Here is a 16,938-nt window from a genome sequence, read left to right as displayed (position 1 = left end):
TTGGTTAGACGGACAGATATTTCGAGACCTGCGCGGCATCGACGGCATCGCGCGGATCGTCGCGCACGATCTCGCCGTTCTCGATCACCAGCACGCGGTCGGCGATGTCGAGCGCGAAGCTCAGCACCTGTTCGGACACGACGATCGAGAGCCCCTTTTCGTCGCGGATGCGCTTCAAGGTGCGCGCCATTTCCTTGATGATCGACGGCTGGATGCCCTCGGTCGGCTCGTCCAGCAGCAGCACTTTCGGCTTGGTCGCGAGCGCGCGCGCGATCGCGAGCTGTTGCTGCTGGCCGCCCGAGAGATTGCCGCCGCGGCGGCCCTTCATCTCCAGAAGCACCGGAAATAATTCGTAGATGTCAGCGGGCACTTCGGTCCCGCCGGAGACGACGAGGCCGGTCTCGATGTTCTCCTTCACCGTCATGGTCGAGAAGATCATGCGGCCCTGCGGTACATAGGCGAGGCCCTTGGCCACCCGCTCGTAGCTCGGCAGGCCGCCGAGCTCGGCGCCGTCCATGCTGACCGAGCCGCTCTTCGCCGGCAGGATACCCATCAGCGACTTCATCAGCGTGGTCTTGCCCATGCCGTTGCGGCCCATGATCGCCACGATCTCGTTCGCGGCGACCTTCACGTTGAGCCCGTGCAGCACCTCGCTCTGGCCGTAAGCGACGTGAAGATCGGAAATAGCCAGCATCGAGATTCTCCTCAGTGTCCCAGGTAAACTTCGATGACCTTGGGGTCGTTCTTCACCTTGTCCATGGTCCCCTCGGAGAGAATCTGGCCCTGGTGAAGCACGGTGACCTTGTGCGCGATGTCCTCGACGAACTTCATGTCGTGCTCGATCACCAGCACCGAACGGTTCTTGATGATGCGGTTGAGCAGTTCGGCGGTCTTGGCCCGCTCGGACACGCTCATCCCGGCGACGGGCTCGTCGAGCATCAAAAGGTCCGGATCCTGGATCAGCAGCATGCCGATCTCGAGCCATTGCTTCTGGCCGTGGCTGAGCAGGTCGGCGCTCATGTTCAGCCGATCCTGGAGGAAGATCATCTCCGCGACCTCGTGCACGCGGTCGCGGACGGCCGCATCGCGGGTGAAGGTCAGCGCGCCGAACACCGAGCGGCCGCGCGGATAGGAGATCTCCAGATTCTCGAACACCGTGAGGTCGTCATAGATCGAAGGATTCTGGAACTTGCGGCCGACGCCGGTCTTGACGATCTCGTTTTCCTTCATCCGGGTTAGCTCCTTGCCGCGGAACTGGATCGAGCCGGATGTCGCTCTGGTCTTGCCGCAGATCAGGTCGAGCACGGTGGTCTTGCCGGCGCCGTTTGGGCCGATGATGACGCGGATCTCGTTCTCATCGACGTAGAAAGAGAGATCGTTGACCGCCTTGAACCCGTCGAACGACACGGTCAGCGCTTCGACGGCGAGCAGGAATTCCCTGGGCTGTTGACCTACGAGCATGATGATCTCCTCACTCCGCCGGGGCACCGTCGGCGACCGAATTGTCGGTCCAGCCTTCGGGTTTCGGTTTGCGCGACGAGATCAGACGATCGATGCGCGGCTGCACATAGTCGCCCCAGATCCCCGCAAGGCCGTTCGGGAAGGCCAGCACGACGGTGATGAACAGCCCGCCCAATCCAAACAGCCACAATTCGGGAAAGGATTCCGACAGGCTGGTCTTGGCAAAATTGACCAGCAGCGTGCCGTAAACTGCACCAAGGATCGACAACCGGCCGCCGACCGCGGTGTAGATCACCATCTCGATCGAGGGCACGATGCCGACGAAGGACGGCGACATGAAGCCGACGTTGAGCGCGAACATGGCGCCGCCGATCGCGGCGAACACGGCGGCGATGCAGAAGGCGAAGATCTTGAAGTTCGCGACGCTATAGCCGGAGAAGCGGACCCGGTCCTCCTTCTCGCGCATCGCAACCAGGATACGTCCAAGCTTGGAGTGCCGGACGAACTGCGCGATCATGATGCAGGCGAGCAAGAGTCCAACTTCGAAGAAGTACAGCACTATCTTGGCGTGATCGGGCCGGATGTCCCAACCCTTCAGCGTCCGCAGATCGGTCATGCCGTTGATGCCGCCAGTGTAGCCCTGCTGTCCCACGATCAGGATGGTGAGGATGGCCGCGACTGCCTGGGTGATGATGGCGAAGTAGGTGCCGCCGACCCGGCGCTTGAACATCGCCGTGCCGATGATCAGGGCAAAGATGCCGGGGACCAGGATAATGGCGAGGATGGTGAAGGTGAGACTGTGAAACGGCTGCCACAACAGCGGCAGCGACGTGATCTGATTCCAGTCCATGAAGTCCGGGATGCCGGGGGTCGACTGGATCTTGGTGTTCTCGACGCTCGATGCTTCGAGCTTGAGGAACATCGCCATGCAGTAGCCGCCGAGCCCGAAGAACACACCTTGGCCGAGGCTGAGAATTCCGCCATAACCCCAGCAGATCACCAGCCCCAGCGCGACGAAGGCATAGGTCAGATATTTTGCGACCAGGTTGAGCCGAAAGACATCCAGCGTGAGCGGCAGGACAACGACCAGGAAGACCGCGAGCACCAGAATTCCGATGAGCTCCGATCGATTGAAGAACCGATTGTCGGTCATGGCATCAGCCCCATTTCTCACTTGCGGACCTTGAGGGCGAACAGCCCCTGCGGCCGCAGCATCAGGATTCCGACAACGGCGAGCAACGTGAGCACCTTGGCCATCGAGCCCGACATGAAGAACTCGAGGGTGGATTGCGTCTGCGAGATCGAGAATGCCGACGCGATGGTACCGAGCAGGCTGGCGGCACCGCCGAACACGACGACGAGGAAGGTATCGACGATGTAGAGCTGACCCGACGTCGGCCCGGTCGATCCGATCATGGTGAAGGCGCTGCCGGCGACGCCGGCGATACCGCAACCGAGCCCGAACGTGTAACGGTCGACCTTCTCGGTGTTGATGCCGACCGCGCCGGCCATGATGCGGTTCTGCACCACAGCGCGCACCTGGCGGCCCCAGCGCGACTTGTACATCACATAGGCGACGCAGACGGTGATGAGGACGGTGAGACACATCACGAAGACACCGTTGATCGGCACCTCGATGCTGTCGCTGACGTGCAGCGAGCCAAGCATCCATTGCGGCAACTCGACGCCGACCTCGCGCGCGCCGAACACGGAGCGATAGGCCTGCTGCAGCATCAGGCTGAGACCCCAGGTGGCCAGCAGGGTGTCGAGCGGGCGCTTGTAGAGATGCCGTATCAGCACCCACTCCACCAGCATCCCCAATGCGCCGGACGCGACAAAGGCCAGGATCATGGCGAGGAAGAAATAGCCGCTGAACAGGCTCGGCAAATAGGTCTGAAAGAAATTCGAGGTCATCCAGGTGACGTAGGCCCCGAGGATCATGAACTCGCCATGGGCCATGTTGATGACGCCCATCTGGCCGAAGATGATCGCGAGCCCTAGGGCCATCAGGACGTAGACCGAGAACAGGATCAGTCCTGCAAAGCCCTGCATGACGAAGATGGAACCAAGATCACCAAGCGAATAGTCGCCGAACATCGATGTCCTCCGTCGGGGATAGGGTCCCGCGTCGCGAGCAGGTTCGCGACGCGGGGGTCTTGGGTATGGACTTGCAATCCACGCCAGGGAGCGGTGTGATCTTGAGGGAAGCCGCGGCTGACGCCGCGACTTTTACTGGTAGCCCTTGGGGAACGGATCCGGCTCGACCAGATCGGCGGTCTCGTAGATCAGCTCGAACTGACCATCGAGCTTGGCGCGTCCCACCCGGGTCTTCGACCAGAGGTGATGGTTTTCGTGGATGCGCACATAGCCTTCCGGCGCGCCCTTGAACTCGACGCCGGGCGAAGCCGCCGCAATCTTGTCGACATCGAAGGAGCCGGCCTTCTCGACCGTCAACTTCCACAGCCACGGGCCGAGATAGGCAGCCTGGGTGACGTCTCCGATCACGGTCTTCTCGCCCCACATCTTCTTGAACGCGGGCACGAAGGCCTTGTTGTTCGGATTGTCGAGAGACTGGAAGTACTTCATGCAGGCATAGGCGCCCGCGATGTTCTCGCCGCCGATGCCGTCGATCTCGTCTTCGGTCACCGAGATCGTCAGCAGCGCCTGCTTGGACAGGTCGATGCCGGCAGCCTTGAGCTGCTTGTAGAAGGCGACGTTCGATCCTCCGACGACGTCGGTGAAGATCACGTCGGGCTTGGTCAGCTTGATCTTGTTGATGACCGAGTTGAACTGGGTGTTGCCGAGCGGATAGTACTCCTCGCCGACGACCTTGCCCTTCAGCACGTTTTCGACGTGCTTGCGCGCGATCTTGTTCGAGGTGCGCGGCCAGATGTAGTCGGAGCCGATGAAGAAGAACGACTTCGCTCCCTTTTCCTTCGCTATCCAGTCCAGGCCGGCGAGGATCTGCTGGGTCGCTTCCTGGCCGGTGTAGATCACGTTCTTGGACTGCTCGAGGCCTTCGTAGAAGGTCGGGTAATAGAGCATGCCGTTGTACTGCTCCACGACGGGCAGCACGGCCTTGCGGGAGGCCGAGGTCCAGCAGCCCATGATCGCCGCGACCTTGTCGTTGACGAGCAGCTTCTTGGCCTTCTCGGCGAAGGTCGGCCAGTCGCTGGCGCCGTCCTCCTGGATGAACTTGATCTTGCGCCCGAGCACGCCGCCGGCGGCGTTGATCTGCTCGATGGCGAGCTTCTCGGCTTCGATCGAGCCGGTCTCGGAGATCGCCATGGTGCCGGTCGCCGAATGCAGGATGCCGACGGTCACTTCGGTGTCGGTGACCGCAAGGCCCGTCGTATTGACCGCCGAGGTGGCCGGCGTCTGCGCAAAAGACGCCCGCGGCAGCATCGAGATGGCCGGCACGGCGGCCATTCCCATCAATAATTTGCGCCGGAGCGGCGATAACAGGCCCTTGTTTGCTTCGTCTGACATGAGCACCCCACTTTTGTTCGAGGACACGCGATTGGTCCTGAGAGGATGGCTCGAATTTGTGCACCGCAAGCATACGCAAGATCGCGTATACTGCACCGCAAAATAGCGACGTAGGCTTTTGGTACGGGATTTGCGAGAGGTCCGGCGAGTTCGGGAGCGGGGTTTCAGTGGCAGGGCGGCAGCGAATAGACCGCGTCAGGCGCCAGTACAACCAATGGGTCGCCAACCAGACGCTGGAAGACTACGCGCTGCGCTTCACCGCCAAGAGCGCACGCCGCTGGTCCGCCGCCCGCGTCGCCAACACGGCCATAGGCGCGATCTCGTTCCTGGTGCTCGAAGCGATCGGCGGCACCATCACCCTGAATTACGGCGTCACCAACGCCGCTGCCGCGATCCTCGTCGTCTCAACCATCATCTTCTGCTGCGGCGTACCGATTGCCTATTATGCCGCCAGATGCGGCATCGACATTGACCTGCTCACCCGCGGCGCCGGCTTCGGTTATATCGGTTCGACCATCACGTCGCTGATCTATGCCTCCTTCACCTTCATCTTCTTCGCGGTCGAGGCGGTGATCCTGGCGACCGCGCTCGAGATGTGCCTCGGGATTCCGCGTCCGATCGGCTACCTCATCAGCGCGGTCGCGATCATCCCGCTCGTGACCTACGGCATCACGCTGATCAGCCGCTTCCAGCTCTGGACGCAGCCGCTCTGGGTCGTCCTGCACATCCTGCCTTTTGCCGCGATTGCATGGGCCAATCCCCACTCCTTCACGGAATGGCACAAATTTGCCGGCGAGCACGGCGACCTCGGCGGACATTTTGATCTGCTGCTGTTTGGCGTCGCCTCCTCGGTGGTTTTCTCGCTGGTGGCGCAGATCGGCGAGCAGGTCGACTTTCTGCGCTTTCTGCCACGCGACCGCCGCACCTCCAGGGCGTCGTGGTGGATTGCGCTGATGAGCGCGGGACCGGGCTGGATCGTGCTCGGCGCGCTAAAGCTTCTGGCCGGCTCGTTCCTCGCCTTCTTTGCGCTGAGCCACGGTGTGCCGCCGGAAGAGGCCGCCGAACCCGCGCATATGTACCTGGTCGCATTTCAATACGTGCTGTCGGAGCCGGATCTCGCGCTCGCGCTGACCGGCGTATTCGTGATCCTGTCGCAGCTCAAGATCAACGTCACCAACGCCTATGCCGGATCGATCGCCTGGTCGAACTTCTTCTCGCGCCTCACCCACAGCCATCCCGGGCGCGTCGTCTGGCTGGTGTTCAACGTCATGGTCGCGCTGCTCTTGATGGAGATCGGCGTCTACAAGGCGCTCGAGCAGACGCTTGCGCTCTACTCCAACGTCGCAATCGCCTGGGTCGGCGCGCTGGTGTCCGATCTCGTCGTCAACAAGCCGCTCGGCCTGCGTCCACCGCAAATGGAGTTCAAGCGCGCGCATCTCTACGACATCAACCCGGTCGGTGTCGGCGCGATGACGCTCGCGATCATCGTCTCGATCGCGGCGTTCTACGGCCTGTTCGGGCCGACCATGAAGGCGCTCGCGGCCTTCGTCGCGCTCACCGTCGCCTTCGTCACCGCGCCGGTGATCGCCTGGCTCACCGACGGTAAGTACTACATCGCGCGCAAGCCGAAGCGGAGCTGGGCCAACATCGAGTCGATCCAGTGCTGCATCTGCGAGCACAGCTTCGAACCCGAGGACATGACGTCCTGCCCCGCCTATGCCGGTCCCATATGTTCGCTGTGCTGCTCGCTCGACGCGCGCTGCCACGACCTCTGCAAGCCACATGCGCGCGCGCAGGTACAGTTCGCCGACGCGCTCAGCAGGATTTTGCCGCAGCCGATCTATCAGCGGATCAACTCGCAGTTCGGCCATTACATCGGCGTGTTCGTCGTCTCCGCCGGCCTCGTCGCGCTGGTGCTCGGGCTGATTTATCTCCAGACCTCGGCGAGCATTCATGGCGAGAACACGCTCGTCTCCAACGTGCTCTGGAAGGTCTTCTTCTCGCTCAGCATCATCATCGGCGTGGTCGCCTGGCTGTTCGTGCTGGCACAGCAAAGCCGCCGCGCGGCGGAGGCCGAAACCAAACGGCAGACCACACTGCTGATCCAGGAGATCGACGCGCACAAGCGCACCGACGCCGAGCTCCAGCGCGCCAAGGAGGTCGCCGAATCCGCCAACCTCGCCAAGAGCCGCTACGTCGTGGGCCTGAGCCACGAGCTGCGTTCGCCGCTGAACGCGATCAGCGGCTATGCCCAGCTTCTCGAACAGGATTCGACGCTCAACACCAAGCCGCGCGACCAGGTCCGCGTCGTCCGCCGCAGCGCCGATCACCTCTCCGGCCTGATCGACGGCATCCTCGATATCTCCAAGATCGAGGCGGGGCGGCTTTATCTCTCGCGCGACGAAGTGCGCTTGAGCGAGTTCCTCGACCAGCTCGTCGGCATGTTCCGTCTTCAGGCCGCCGCCAAGGGCATCGACTTCGTATTCAGGCGGCCGCCGCACCTGCCGGTTGTCGTCTATGCCGACGAGAAGCGGCTGCGCCAGGTGCTGATCAACCTGCTGTCCAACGCGATCAAATTCACCCAGACCGGCAGCGTACAGTTCGTCGTGCACTATCGCAGCCCCGTCGCGGAGTTCGAGGTGATCGATACCGGCCCCGGCATCCAGGGCGACGATCTCGAACGGATCTTCGCGCCCTTCGAGCGCGGCGCGCTCGGGGTTTCGCAGCCACAGACCGGTACGGGATTGGGGCTTACGATCAGCCGGCTGCTGGCCGGCGTGATGGGCGGCGACATCAAGGTCGCCAGCACGGTCGGCCGCGGCAGCACCTTCAAGGTGAAGATACTGCTCTCGGAGGTCACCAATCCCAGGCGCATCGCGCCGGTGGAGGCTCCGGTCTCCGGTTATCACGGCGCGCGCAAGACCATTCTCGTCACCGACGACGACCCCGTTCATCGCGACCTGTTGCGCGAGGTACTGACTCCGCTCGGCTTCATCCTGCTCAGCGCTCCCGACGGGCCGGGCTGCCTGGCGCTGGCGCAGCATTGCCGGCCCGATCTGTTCCTGCTCGATATTTCCATGCCGGGCATGGACGGCTGGACGGTCGCGGAGACGCTGCGCGCGAGCGGCCATCACCAGGCGCGCATCCTGATGGTGTCGGCCAGTGCGCTCGAAGCCCACGGCACGCCGCTGGCGCAGCCCTTCCACGACGGCTATTTGATGAAGCCGATCGACATTCCGCGATTGCTGGAGACGATTCGCCAGCTCCTCAAGCTCGAGTGGCAATACGGCTCGGACGAGATCCTCGTGCCGTTGTGGCAGCCGGAGAGCGGCTCGCGGCCGCCGGTGCGGCACATCGAGGCACTGATCGGGCTTGGCCAGATCGGCTACGTCAAAGGCATCCAATTGAAGCTGGACGAGATCGGCAGCGAGCACCCTGAACATGCCGATTTCGTCGCGCAGATGCGATCGCTGGTCGACCGCTTCGACCTCGACCAGTACATGGCCACATTGAAAACATTGCATGCGTATGAGCACTGAGCCGAAAAAGCGCGACGTCGCGCTGGTGGTCGACGACTCCCCGGAGACGCTGCGGCTGCTCACCGACGCGCTCGACGGCGCCGGAATGACGGTAATGGTGGCGCTCGACGGCGCCTCGGCGATGCGCATCGTCGACCAGATCACGCCCGACATCGTGCTGCTGGACGCGGTGATGCCCGGCATCGACGGCTTTGAGACCTGCCGGCGCCTGAAGCGCGACGCCGGCCTTGCCAATGTGCCCGTGATCTTCATGACGGGCCTTGCCGAAACGGAGCACATCGTGCGCGGGCTGGAGGCCGGCGGCGTCGACTACGTGACCAAGCCGATCGTGATCGAGGAGATGCTGGCGCGCATCCGCGTCCATCTCGGCAATGCCCGGCTGACCCAGAGCGCGCGCGCTGCGCTCGACGTGTCCGGCCGCTTCCTGTTCGCGGTCAACCGCCAGGGTCACGTGCTCTGGGCGACGCCGCAGGCGCAGAAGCTGCTGTCCGACCACCACGGCACACAGGCCGACGACTTCGTCCTGCCGCCCTCACTGCTGCAATGGCTGGGGCAGGCGAAGGGCAAGGGCAGCGCGAAGTCGCAGACGGCCTCCCTGCCAGACAATCCGCAACTTCGGTTCTACTACATGGGCGAAACCGCCCCGAACGAGTTCCTGCTGCGCCTCTCCAGGGAGTCCGGCACTGCGCTGCCGCCCGAATTCACCAGCGAGCTCGGCCTCACCACCCGCGAGGGCGAGGTGCTGGCCTGGCTCAGCAAGGGCAAGACCAACCGCGACATCGCACAGATCTTGGGATTGAGCCCGCGCACGGTCGACAAGCATCTGGAGCAGATCTACGCCAAGCTCGGCGTGGAGAACCGGACGGCGGCCGCGGCGATTGCGGCGAATGCGACACGGCGGAATTCGTAGCGATACTGCGAATGAGTCGAGACGCAACCTACCCAAAAAACAGTGTCGTCCCGGACAAGCGCAGCGAAGCGGAGCGCAGATCCGGGATCCATAGCCACAGGGAGAAATTTGGCGAAGACTCGAAGTTATCAGCTCGTCTTATAACCACTCCCTGGGAGTATGGGTCCCGGGCTCGCTTCGCGCCCCGGGGACGACAGCGGAGTTTGTGGCAATCGCGACCGGCCCTCACATGCACGGCCCCCTCACCCGTACACGAACGCCTTGTCGTCCAGATCCGTCTTCGGAATCTCGTCCTTCTCGGTCCAGTAGTCCTGGCTGTGCTGCCATTCCGGCTTGTCGCCGCGCTTGGGCAACAGGTTCATGTCGCGCATGATGTAGCCCGGATTGAAGTTTTCCGGATCGATCCAGGGCAGGATCGGCATGTTGTGGTCTTCGGCGCGGAGCTTGACCTCGACCTTCTTCGTGCCCTTCGCCTTCATGTGGCCGAGCAGCCGGCAGACGAAGTCGGCGACGAGATCGACGCGCAGCGTCCAGCTCGCGCGGAAATAGCCGAACACCCACACCATGTTCGGCACACCGGTGAACATCATGCCGCGATAGGTGACGGTGTCGCCGAAGGCGAGCGGCTTGCCGTCGACCTCGAAGGCGATGTCGCCGAGTGCGGCGAGATTGAAGCCGGTCGCGGTCACGATGATGTCGGCCTCGAGCAGTTCGCCGGATTTGAGCTGGATGCCGTTCTCGACGAAGCATTCGATCTCGTCGGTGACCACGGAGGCCTTGCCGCTGGCGATGCCCTTGAACAGGTCGGCATCCGGCACGAAGGCGATGCGCTGCCGCCACGGCCGGTAGCTCGGCGTGAAGTGCGTCTCGACGTCGTAGTCAGGACCGAGCACCGCGCTGATCTGGCCGATCAGCTCCTTCTTGACCTGCTCGGGCTTGGAGATGCAGAGCTTCGTGAACGCGTCCTGCTCGAACAGGATCTTGCGGCGAACGATCTCGTGGATCCATTTCTCGTCAACCTGAAGCCGGCGCAGCTCCTCCGCGATCTCGATGGCATTGCGGCCTAGCCGGAAATAGGTCGGCGAGCGCTGCAGCATGGTGACATGCGCGCATTTGTCCGCGATGTTCGGTACCAGCGTCGCTGCGGTCGCGCCCGAGCCGATCACGACGACCTTCTTGCCCGCAAGGTCGATGTCGTCAGGCCAGGTCTGCGGATGGACGATGCGGCCCTTGAAGCTATCAGTGCCCTTCCATTCCGGCGTGTAACCTTCCGAATGGCGATAATAGCCCTGGCACATCCAGAGGAAATTGGCGGTGAAGGTTTTCGGTTCGCCGGTGTCGGTCGTCACCGCCTCGATGGTCCAGAGATTGTTCTCGCTCGACCAACTCGCGGAATTGATCTTGTGCTTGTAGCGGATATGCCGGGCGATATCGTTGTCGTCGATCACCTCGTTCATATAGGCGAGGATTTCCTCGGCGGTCGCAATCGGCGGGCCGACCCAGGGCTTGAAGCTGTAGCCGAAGGTGTGGAGGTCGCTGTCGGAGCGGATGCCGGGATAGCGATGCGTGGTCCAGGTGCCGCCGAACGTCGCCTGCGTTTCCAGGATGACGAAACTCGCGCCCGGAAGCTGCTTTGTCATGTGATAGGCGCTGCCGATGCCGGAGATGCCGGCGCCGACGATCAACACGTCGAAATGTTCAGAAGCCTGTTTGGCCGTAGCGTGACTGCGAACAGCGACATTCATTGTTGCTTCTATGCCTTGCTTATTTTTGTGGCCGCCCTTGTCCGGGCAACGCGCTTCCTCCGCAACGGGCAGCATCGCTCGTCGCGTTTCCGCTACAAAATGACATAGATCAATTCGCGGTCAAATCACAGCGCCGCACCCCAGCTCCGCGCGGTCTGCAAGATCCAGTCGCGATAGAGCGTGAGCGGCGTGACGCCGGTCAGCCCGCCGCAACCGGCAGCGCCGTTCGGGCCCGTGGACCAGCTGATGACGCCGACCAGCACGGCACCGTTCGGCTTGTCCTCGAACACGGGACCGCCGGAATCACCCGTGCACGCACCGATTCCGTCGCGAACACCGTTGGTTACGGGATCGACCAGCCGGATCTGGAAGGCGCCGGGCTGACCCGTGGCGACGAGCGCAGCGACACGAATCGTGCCGCCACTCTTGCCGTCACCGCGCACGGTGACACCGATACCGGCAACCACGAAGCGGCTGCCGATCCGGATCGGAATATTCGGCATGCCGACCGGCACCGTGGATTTTCCCTTGAGTGGAATATCGAGTTGCAACAGCGCCACGTCGGCGGTGGCGCGATGTGCCTGCATCGCCTGCATGTTGAAGTTCGGATGGATCGCGACGGTGCGCACATTCAGCAATTGCGGTTGGCCGTCGGCGCCGCGGTCGATAATCTTGTAATCAGCCCCCGGCTGCACGCAGTGGGCGACGGTAAGCACCAGTCTTGGCGCGATCAAGCTCCCGGTGCAAAAGTTGCCGCGCGAGCCGACGATGGTGACGACGGCGCGCGCGACACCATCCGCCTGCGGCGTGCCGCCGCCGACGATCGCATGGGCGGGGGCCGCGAGCAGCAGCGTGGCTATGATGAGAATGACCGGCTTTTTCATGGGAACACGCTCTGACGACGGCATCGGTGACGGCGAAGGATTGCTTCAGACTGGCCCTTGCCGATATCGCATGCTAGCCCTCTTGGAAAGGAATTGACGAGGGCGGAACCTTGACGATCGAAGCTGTGATCTTTGATTTTGGCGGCGTGCTGACGAGTTCGCCATTCGAGGCGTTCACGCGATTCGAGGCCGAGCGCGGCCTGCCCGTCGACATCATCCGGCGCACCAATGCCGCCAATCACCTGGAAAACGCCTGGGCGAAGTTCGAGCGCGCCGAGGTCGATATCGACACCTTCGACCAACTGTTCGCCACCGAGTCGCTCGCGCTTGGCGCGGAGGTACGCGGGCGCGACGTGCTGCCGCTGCTCCAGGGCGATCTGCGCCCCGAGATGGTAGAGGCGCTGAAGCGCATCAAGGCGCAATTCAGGACCGGCTGCATCACCAACAATCTGCCCGCGAACGCGATCGGCAGCATGACCGGGCGCTCACTCTACGTCGCTGAGGTGATGGTGCTGTTCGACCACGTCATCGAGTCCGCGAAGATCGGGCTGCGCAAGCCCGATCCGCGCATCTACAAGCTGATGGTCGAGACGCTGCAGGTCGATCCGAACAATTGCGTCTATCTCGACGATCTCGGCGTCAATCTGAAACCCGCGCGCGAGATGGGAATGACGACGATCAAGGTCACCAGCGGCACGCAGGCGATCGCCGAGCTCGAGGCAGCCACGGGGTTGACGCTGGGTTAGTCTATCATCCCGGTCATTCCGAGCGCAGCGAAGCAATCCAGACTGCCTCCGCGGAAAGACTCTGGATTGCTTCGCTACGCTCGCAATGACGAGATTGGATCGACGCTCATCGCCAAACTTCTCACTCCGCCGCAGCGGCGACCCGTTCGGGGAACGCCGCCGCGAGCGAGGCGCGATCCGGCTTCAGCACGCCGCGCTCGGTGATGAGGCCGGTGACGAGACGCGCCGGGGTGACGTCAAAGGCGTAGTTCGCGACCGGCGAGCCCTCCGGCACGATCCGAACCGTCTCCAGCCTGCCATCCGCAGTGCGGCCGGTCATATCGGTGACCTCAGTGCCACTGCGCTGCTCGATCGGAATGTCGCGGATGCCGTCATCAACGGCGAAATCGATCGTCGGCGACGGCAGCGCGACGTAGAACGGCACGCAATTGTCGTGCGCGGCGAGCGCTTTCAGATAGGTCCCGATCTTGTTGCAGACGTCGCCGTTGGCAGCGACGCGGTCGGTGCCGACGATGGCGAGATCGACCATGCCATGCTGCATCAGGTGCCCGCCGGTGTTGTCGGGGATCACGGTGTGCGGCACGCCGTGATGGCCAAGCTCCCAGGCGGTGAGCGAGGCGCCCTGGTTGCGCGGACGGGTCTCGTCGACCCAGACATGGACCTTGATGCCGCGCTCATGCGCGAGATAGATCGGGGCGGTCGCCGTGCCCCAATCCACGGTGGCGAGCCAGCCTGCGTTGCAATGGGTCAGCACATTGACCGTCTCGCCCGGCTTCTTCGCCGCAATCGCTTCGATCAATTTCAGGCCGTTGCCGGCGATGGCACGGTTGATCTCGACATCCTGTTCCACGATCTCATCGGCGCGCGCATAGGCAGCTTCCGCCCGCTCCAGCGGATCAATCGGCGCGAGACTCGCGTGCATCTCGTCGAGCGCCCATTTCAGATTGATCGCAGTCGGCCGCGCCACGACGAGCCTGTCGTAGGCGCGTTTCAGGCCGGCATCGGAGGAATCCTCGCGCATCGCGAGCGCCATGCCATAGGCCGCAGTGGCGCCGATCAGCGGCGCGCCGCGCACCAGCATGTCGCGGATCGCGACCGCCGCGTCCTCGCACGAGGTAAGCCGCGCGACCACGAACTCATGCGGCAGCCGGCGCTGGTCGATCGCGCCGACCGACCAGCCATCATGCTCGCGCCAGATGCTGCGGAAATGCTTGCCGTCGACCTTCATGGCATTCTGCCTTTCGTCTCAACCGCGCAGGATGCGCCCCGCCACGGCATCGAGCTTCTTCAGGAGCTCGGGATCGCGCGCCTCTGGCGCAGTGATCAGCGCGGTGTCGAGCGCACGGTCCGAGCCAATCGGGCACGGCTCATGCTCGCGCGGAAAATCCTTGGCGAGCCGCGCCACCAGCGACTTCGCCTTGTCCGCGTTTGTGGTCAGCACGCGGATGATGTCCTGAACGGTGACCGCGTCATGATCGGGATGCCAGCAGTCGAAATCCGTCACCATGGCGACGGTGGCGTAGCAAATCTCGGCCTCCCGGGCGAGCTTCGCCTCGGGCATGTTGGTCATGCCGATCACCGAATAGCCCAGCGTCTTGTAGGTCATGCTTTCCGCATAGGTGGAGAATTGCGGCCCCTCCATGCAGACATAGATGCCGCCGCGCGCGAACGCGATGCCCTCGGCTTCGGCGGCCGCGGCGAGGTGAATACGCAAGCGCGGCGACACCGGATGCGCCATCGACACATGGGCGACGCAGCCCCGGCCGAAGAACGAGCTCTCGCGCTTGTGGGTGCGATCCACGAACTGGTCGACGAGGACGAAGGTGCCGGGTGGCATCTCCTCCTTGAAGGAACCGCAGGCCGACAGCGAGATCAGGTCGGTGACGCCGGCGCGCTTGAGGACGTCGATATTGGCGCGATAGTTGATGTCGGAGGGCGACAGCCGGTGACCCTTGTCATGGCGCGGCAGGAATACGATCGGCAGGCCGGCAATGGAGCCGCGCCGCAGCGGCGCCGACGGCTCGCCCCAGGGACTCTGGATCACCTCTTCGCGAGCATTCTCAAGCCCCGGCAGATCGTAGATGCCGGAGCCGCCGATGATGCCCAATACCGCCTGCGTCATGCCTGCTCCACTCTGTCAGCTACCTGCGACAAGGTTAAGCTATGCCAGTTTTGCGGCGGTTTTGGAACGGGGGTGGAGCGGTCTTGCAGTCCGGAAGAGACGAGCGTTTGACTAAGCCGCGGTCGCCGGCTGCAGCTGGGTCGCGACCATGCGCTCCAGCGTCTCGACCGACTGGAAGTTCTCCGGCGTGATCTCGGACTGGGGAATGGTGAAGTCGAACTCGGCTTCGACGCCGAGCATCAGGTTCACCATGTCCATCGAGGTCAGGCCGACGTCGACGAGCTTGGCCTGCGGCGTGACGTCGGCGACGAGCGAGTTCTGCTCGAGGATACCCTTCACCAGCTTGATGATGCGATTGCGCACGTCAGTATCGAAGGCCTGCATCGGCAAATTCCCGTTTGTCTGTCATAAGGTCGGACCGGTTGCCGGGTACGATGGGCACGACGCGACGATCCTGCAATGGTCGGTACCATTACTTCGCGTTTCTTAGTAAACGATGACTCAGATTGTCTGGAATTCGAGCTTCTTCCAGATTCCTAACGCGATTGCGGAAACTTGGGTGATGCAAACAACCCGACCTTAACTGTTCATTCGGAATTGCAGATCGTTTACCCTGTATTTCATCGACGAATTTGAATTAAATCCGTAGCCTCCAATCACAAGCAAAGATGGTCGGAAGATCGCTTTAAGCGGCATCGCGAATGATGCCGGCGATCTCGAACGGCAAACCGGAGGCGGACGAGCATGAACGTGCGTGAAGCAGTTCTCACTGTCGACGAGACGCAGACGAGCTTTCTCGAGCAGGGTCCTTCCCTCATCGAGCGCGCCGCCCGAACCGCCGCCGCGGCGGCGGCCGACGCAGACGGGGTCGATCGCGACGCCCGATTCCCGCACAAGGCTTTCGAGATCGCGCGCGAGCAAAAGCTGCTCGGCGTCATGGTCCCGGTCGAGTTCGGCGGGCTTGGTGCCTCGATCCACGACGTCACCGACATCTGCTATACGCTGGGACGCGCCTGCGCCTCGACCGCGATGGTCTATGCGATGCACACGACCAAGGTCGCCTGTGTCGTCAGGCACGGCCACGGCATTCCCTGGATGGAAACCATGATGCGGCGCGTCGCACGCGACCAGTGGCTGCTCGCCTCCTCCACCACCGAAGGCCAGAACGGCGGCAACATCCGCGCCAGCGCGGCTGCCGTCGATCACGCCGGCGACACCGTCTCGCTCGTGCGCGACGCCACCGTCATCTCCTACGGCGCCGAGGCCGACGGCCTCGTCACCATCGCCCGCCGCGCCACCGAGGCCGCCGCCTCGGACCAGGTGCTGCTGGCGCTCGCCAGGGACGATTATTCGCTGAAGCAGACGCAGGGATGGGAAACGCTCGGCATGCGCGGCACCTGCTCGACCGGTTTCGAGCTGAGGGTCGACTGCCCCGCCGACCGCGTCTTCCCTGAATCCTACGACAAGATCCACGCCCAGACCATGACGCCCTTCGCGCATCTGTGCTGGTCATCCGCCTGGGCCGGCATCGCCGCTGCCGCGGTCACGCGCGCGCAGGCCTTCGTCCGCAAGGCGGCGCGCGGCTCCGGCGGCCAGATGCCCCCGGCCGCGGCGCATTTCACCGCCGCGAAGATGTCGCTGGCCAAGCTGCGCGCGCTGATCTCGGCCAATATCGACGCCTTCGCCAACGCCGAGCATGACGAACGCGCCCTGAGTTCACTCGACTTCCAGTCTTCGATCACTCTGTTGAAGGTGCAGGCCTCCGAGCTCGCAGTCGAGACCGTGATGCATGCGATGCGCACGGCCGGTCTTTCGGGCTACCGCAACGACGGTGAGTTCACCATGGGCCGCCACCTGCGCGACGTGCTGTCGTCGCCGATCATGATCAACAATGACCGCATTCTGGCCAATGCTGCGACCTCGACGTTGATGAGCGGCGTGCCAACCAGCCTTCGCGATTGAAAAGCTTTCGGGACTGACGTGCCTTACGGACCGACAAATCTTCTCGACCAACAACAATAATTTCAAATAGCAGGAAGTCG

The 16,938-nt window shown here is 63.1% G+C and carries 14 protein-coding genes; 4 read left to right on the top strand and 10 right to left on the bottom strand.

Annotated features, from left to right (window positions below; translation table 11 throughout):
- Positions 1-4: 4 nt before the first annotated feature.
- The 5 genes from urtE to urtA all read right to left on the bottom strand — a co-directional run bounded on the left by urtE (position 5) and on the right by urtA (position 4,950).
- Positions 5-694, bottom strand: a complete 690-nt coding sequence (gene urtE / locus JQ572_RS16280; RefSeq protein WP_211384040.1) for an urea ABC transporter ATP-binding subunit UrtE — start codon at positions 692-694, stop codon at positions 5-7.
- 11 nt (positions 695-705) lie between these two features.
- Complete coding sequence (gene urtD, locus JQ572_RS16275; protein ID WP_211384039.1) at positions 706-1,461, bottom strand: urea ABC transporter ATP-binding protein UrtD; 756 nt, start codon at positions 1,459-1,461, stop codon at positions 706-708.
- Between the two features lie 10 nt (positions 1,462-1,471).
- Positions 1,472-2,614, bottom strand: a complete 1,143-nt coding sequence (urtC, locus tag JQ572_RS16270; protein WP_211384038.1) for an urea ABC transporter permease subunit UrtC — start codon at positions 2,612-2,614, stop codon at positions 1,472-1,474.
- A gap of 17 nt (positions 2,615-2,631) precedes the next feature.
- A complete protein-coding gene (gene urtB / locus JQ572_RS16265) occupies positions 2,632-3,558 on the bottom strand; it encodes an urea ABC transporter permease subunit UrtB (RefSeq protein WP_211384037.1) in 927 nt (308 codons plus the stop codon).
- 132 nt (positions 3,559-3,690) lie between these two features.
- Positions 3,691-4,950, bottom strand: a complete 1,260-nt coding sequence (gene urtA, locus JQ572_RS16260; protein WP_211384036.1) for an urea ABC transporter substrate-binding protein — start codon at positions 4,948-4,950, stop codon at positions 3,691-3,693.
- 167 nt (positions 4,951-5,117) lie between these two features.
- On the opposite strand from urtA, the gene JQ572_RS16255 reads away from it, so the two are divergent.
- Entirely contained in the window at positions 5,118-8,489 is a 3,372-nt protein-coding gene (locus JQ572_RS16255) for a hybrid sensor histidine kinase/response regulator (protein WP_211384035.1), read from the top strand.
- Complete coding sequence (locus tag JQ572_RS16250; RefSeq protein WP_211384034.1) at positions 8,473-9,399, top strand: response regulator; 927 nt, start codon at positions 8,473-8,475, stop codon at positions 9,397-9,399. The genes JQ572_RS16255 and JQ572_RS16250 overlap by 17 nt, the downstream gene beginning before the upstream one ends.
- A gap of 242 nt (positions 9,400-9,641) precedes the next feature.
- Here JQ572_RS16250 and JQ572_RS16245 read toward each other — a convergent pair whose 3' ends face one another.
- Together JQ572_RS16245 and JQ572_RS16240 are read right to left on the bottom strand one after the other, a co-directional pair.
- The gene (locus JQ572_RS16245) at positions 9,642-11,144 is read right to left on the bottom strand and encodes a flavin-containing monooxygenase (RefSeq protein ID WP_211384033.1); all 1,503 of its coding nucleotides are present in this window, start codon (positions 11,142-11,144) and stop codon (positions 9,642-9,644) included.
- A gap of 125 nt (positions 11,145-11,269) precedes the next feature.
- Positions 11,270-12,028: a S1 family peptidase gene (locus JQ572_RS16240; protein WP_211384032.1), complete on the bottom strand. Its 759-nt coding sequence runs from the start codon at positions 12,026-12,028 to the stop codon at positions 11,270-11,272.
- A gap of 110 nt (positions 12,029-12,138) precedes the next feature.
- On the opposite strand from JQ572_RS16240, the gene JQ572_RS16235 reads away from it, so the two are divergent.
- The gene (locus JQ572_RS16235; protein WP_211384031.1) at positions 12,139-12,774 is read left to right on the top strand and encodes an HAD-IA family hydrolase; all 636 of its coding nucleotides are present in this window, start codon (positions 12,139-12,141) and stop codon (positions 12,772-12,774) included.
- A 121-nt stretch (positions 12,775-12,895) separates the two neighbouring features.
- Here the strand turns inward: JQ572_RS16235 and mtnA are convergent, their stop codons facing one another.
- The 3 genes from mtnA to JQ572_RS16220 form a co-directional block, all read right to left on the bottom strand.
- Complete coding sequence (mtnA, locus tag JQ572_RS16230) at positions 12,896-14,002, bottom strand: S-methyl-5-thioribose-1-phosphate isomerase (RefSeq protein WP_211384030.1); 1,107 nt, start codon at positions 14,000-14,002, stop codon at positions 12,896-12,898.
- Between the two features lie 18 nt (positions 14,003-14,020).
- On the bottom strand, positions 14,021-14,896 hold the full coding sequence (locus JQ572_RS16225; RefSeq protein WP_211384029.1) for an S-methyl-5'-thioadenosine phosphorylase: 876 nt from the start codon (positions 14,894-14,896) through the stop codon (positions 14,021-14,023).
- A 111-nt stretch (positions 14,897-15,007) separates the two neighbouring features.
- Entirely contained in the window at positions 15,008-15,280 is a 273-nt protein-coding gene (locus tag JQ572_RS16220) for a phosphopantetheine-binding protein (RefSeq protein ID WP_211384028.1), read from the bottom strand.
- A gap of 360 nt (positions 15,281-15,640) precedes the next feature.
- Here JQ572_RS16220 and JQ572_RS16215 point away from each other — a divergent pair, with 360 nt between their 5' ends.
- Entirely contained in the window at positions 15,641-16,858 is a 1,218-nt protein-coding gene (locus JQ572_RS16215) for an acyl-CoA dehydrogenase family protein (RefSeq protein ID WP_211384027.1), read from the top strand.
- Positions 16,859-16,938: the final 80 nt, after the last annotated feature.

Source organism: Bradyrhizobium sp. SZCCT0153 (assembly GCF_018129995.1).
In the GTDB taxonomy this organism is placed as follows: Bacteria; Pseudomonadota; Alphaproteobacteria; order Rhizobiales; family Xanthobacteraceae; genus Bradyrhizobium; species Bradyrhizobium japonicum_G.
This window is presented reverse-complemented; position numbering and strand designations above follow the sequence as displayed.

Coding starts and splice junctions, on each gene's coding strand:
- JQ572_RS16245 (WP_211384033.1), bottom strand. CDS start 11,144: ATGAATGTCGCTGTTCGCAGTCACGCTACGGCCAAACAGGCTTCTGAA.
- JQ572_RS16240 (WP_211384032.1), bottom strand. CDS start 12,028: ATGAAAAAGCCGGTCATTCTCATCATAGCCACGCTGCTGCTCGCGGCC.
- JQ572_RS16225 (WP_211384029.1), bottom strand. CDS start 14,896: ATGACGCAGGCGGTATTGGGCATCATCGGCGGCTCCGGCATCTACGAT.
- urtC (WP_211384038.1), bottom strand. CDS start 2,614: ATGACCGACAATCGGTTCTTCAATCGATCGGAGCTCATCGGAATTCTG.
- urtA (WP_211384036.1), bottom strand. CDS start 4,950: ATGTCAGACGAAGCAAACAAGGGCCTGTTATCGCCGCTCCGGCGCAAA.
- mtnA (WP_211384030.1), bottom strand. CDS start 14,002: ATGAAGGTCGACGGCAAGCATTTCCGCAGCATCTGGCGCGAGCATGAT.
- JQ572_RS16250 (WP_211384034.1), top strand. CDS start 8,473: ATGCGTATGAGCACTGAGCCGAAAAAGCGCGACGTCGCGCTGGTGGTC.
- urtB (WP_211384037.1), bottom strand. CDS start 3,558: ATGTTCGGCGACTATTCGCTTGGTGATCTTGGTTCCATCTTCGTCATG.
- JQ572_RS16220 (WP_211384028.1), bottom strand. CDS start 15,280: ATGCAGGCCTTCGATACTGACGTGCGCAATCGCATCATCAAGCTGGTG.
- JQ572_RS16215 (WP_211384027.1), top strand. CDS start 15,641: ATGAACGTGCGTGAAGCAGTTCTCACTGTCGACGAGACGCAGACGAGC.
- urtD (WP_211384039.1), bottom strand. CDS start 1,461: ATGCTCGTAGGTCAACAGCCCAGGGAATTCCTGCTCGCCGTCGAAGCG.
- urtE (WP_211384040.1), bottom strand. CDS start 694: ATGCTGGCTATTTCCGATCTTCACGTCGCTTACGGCCAGAGCGAGGTG.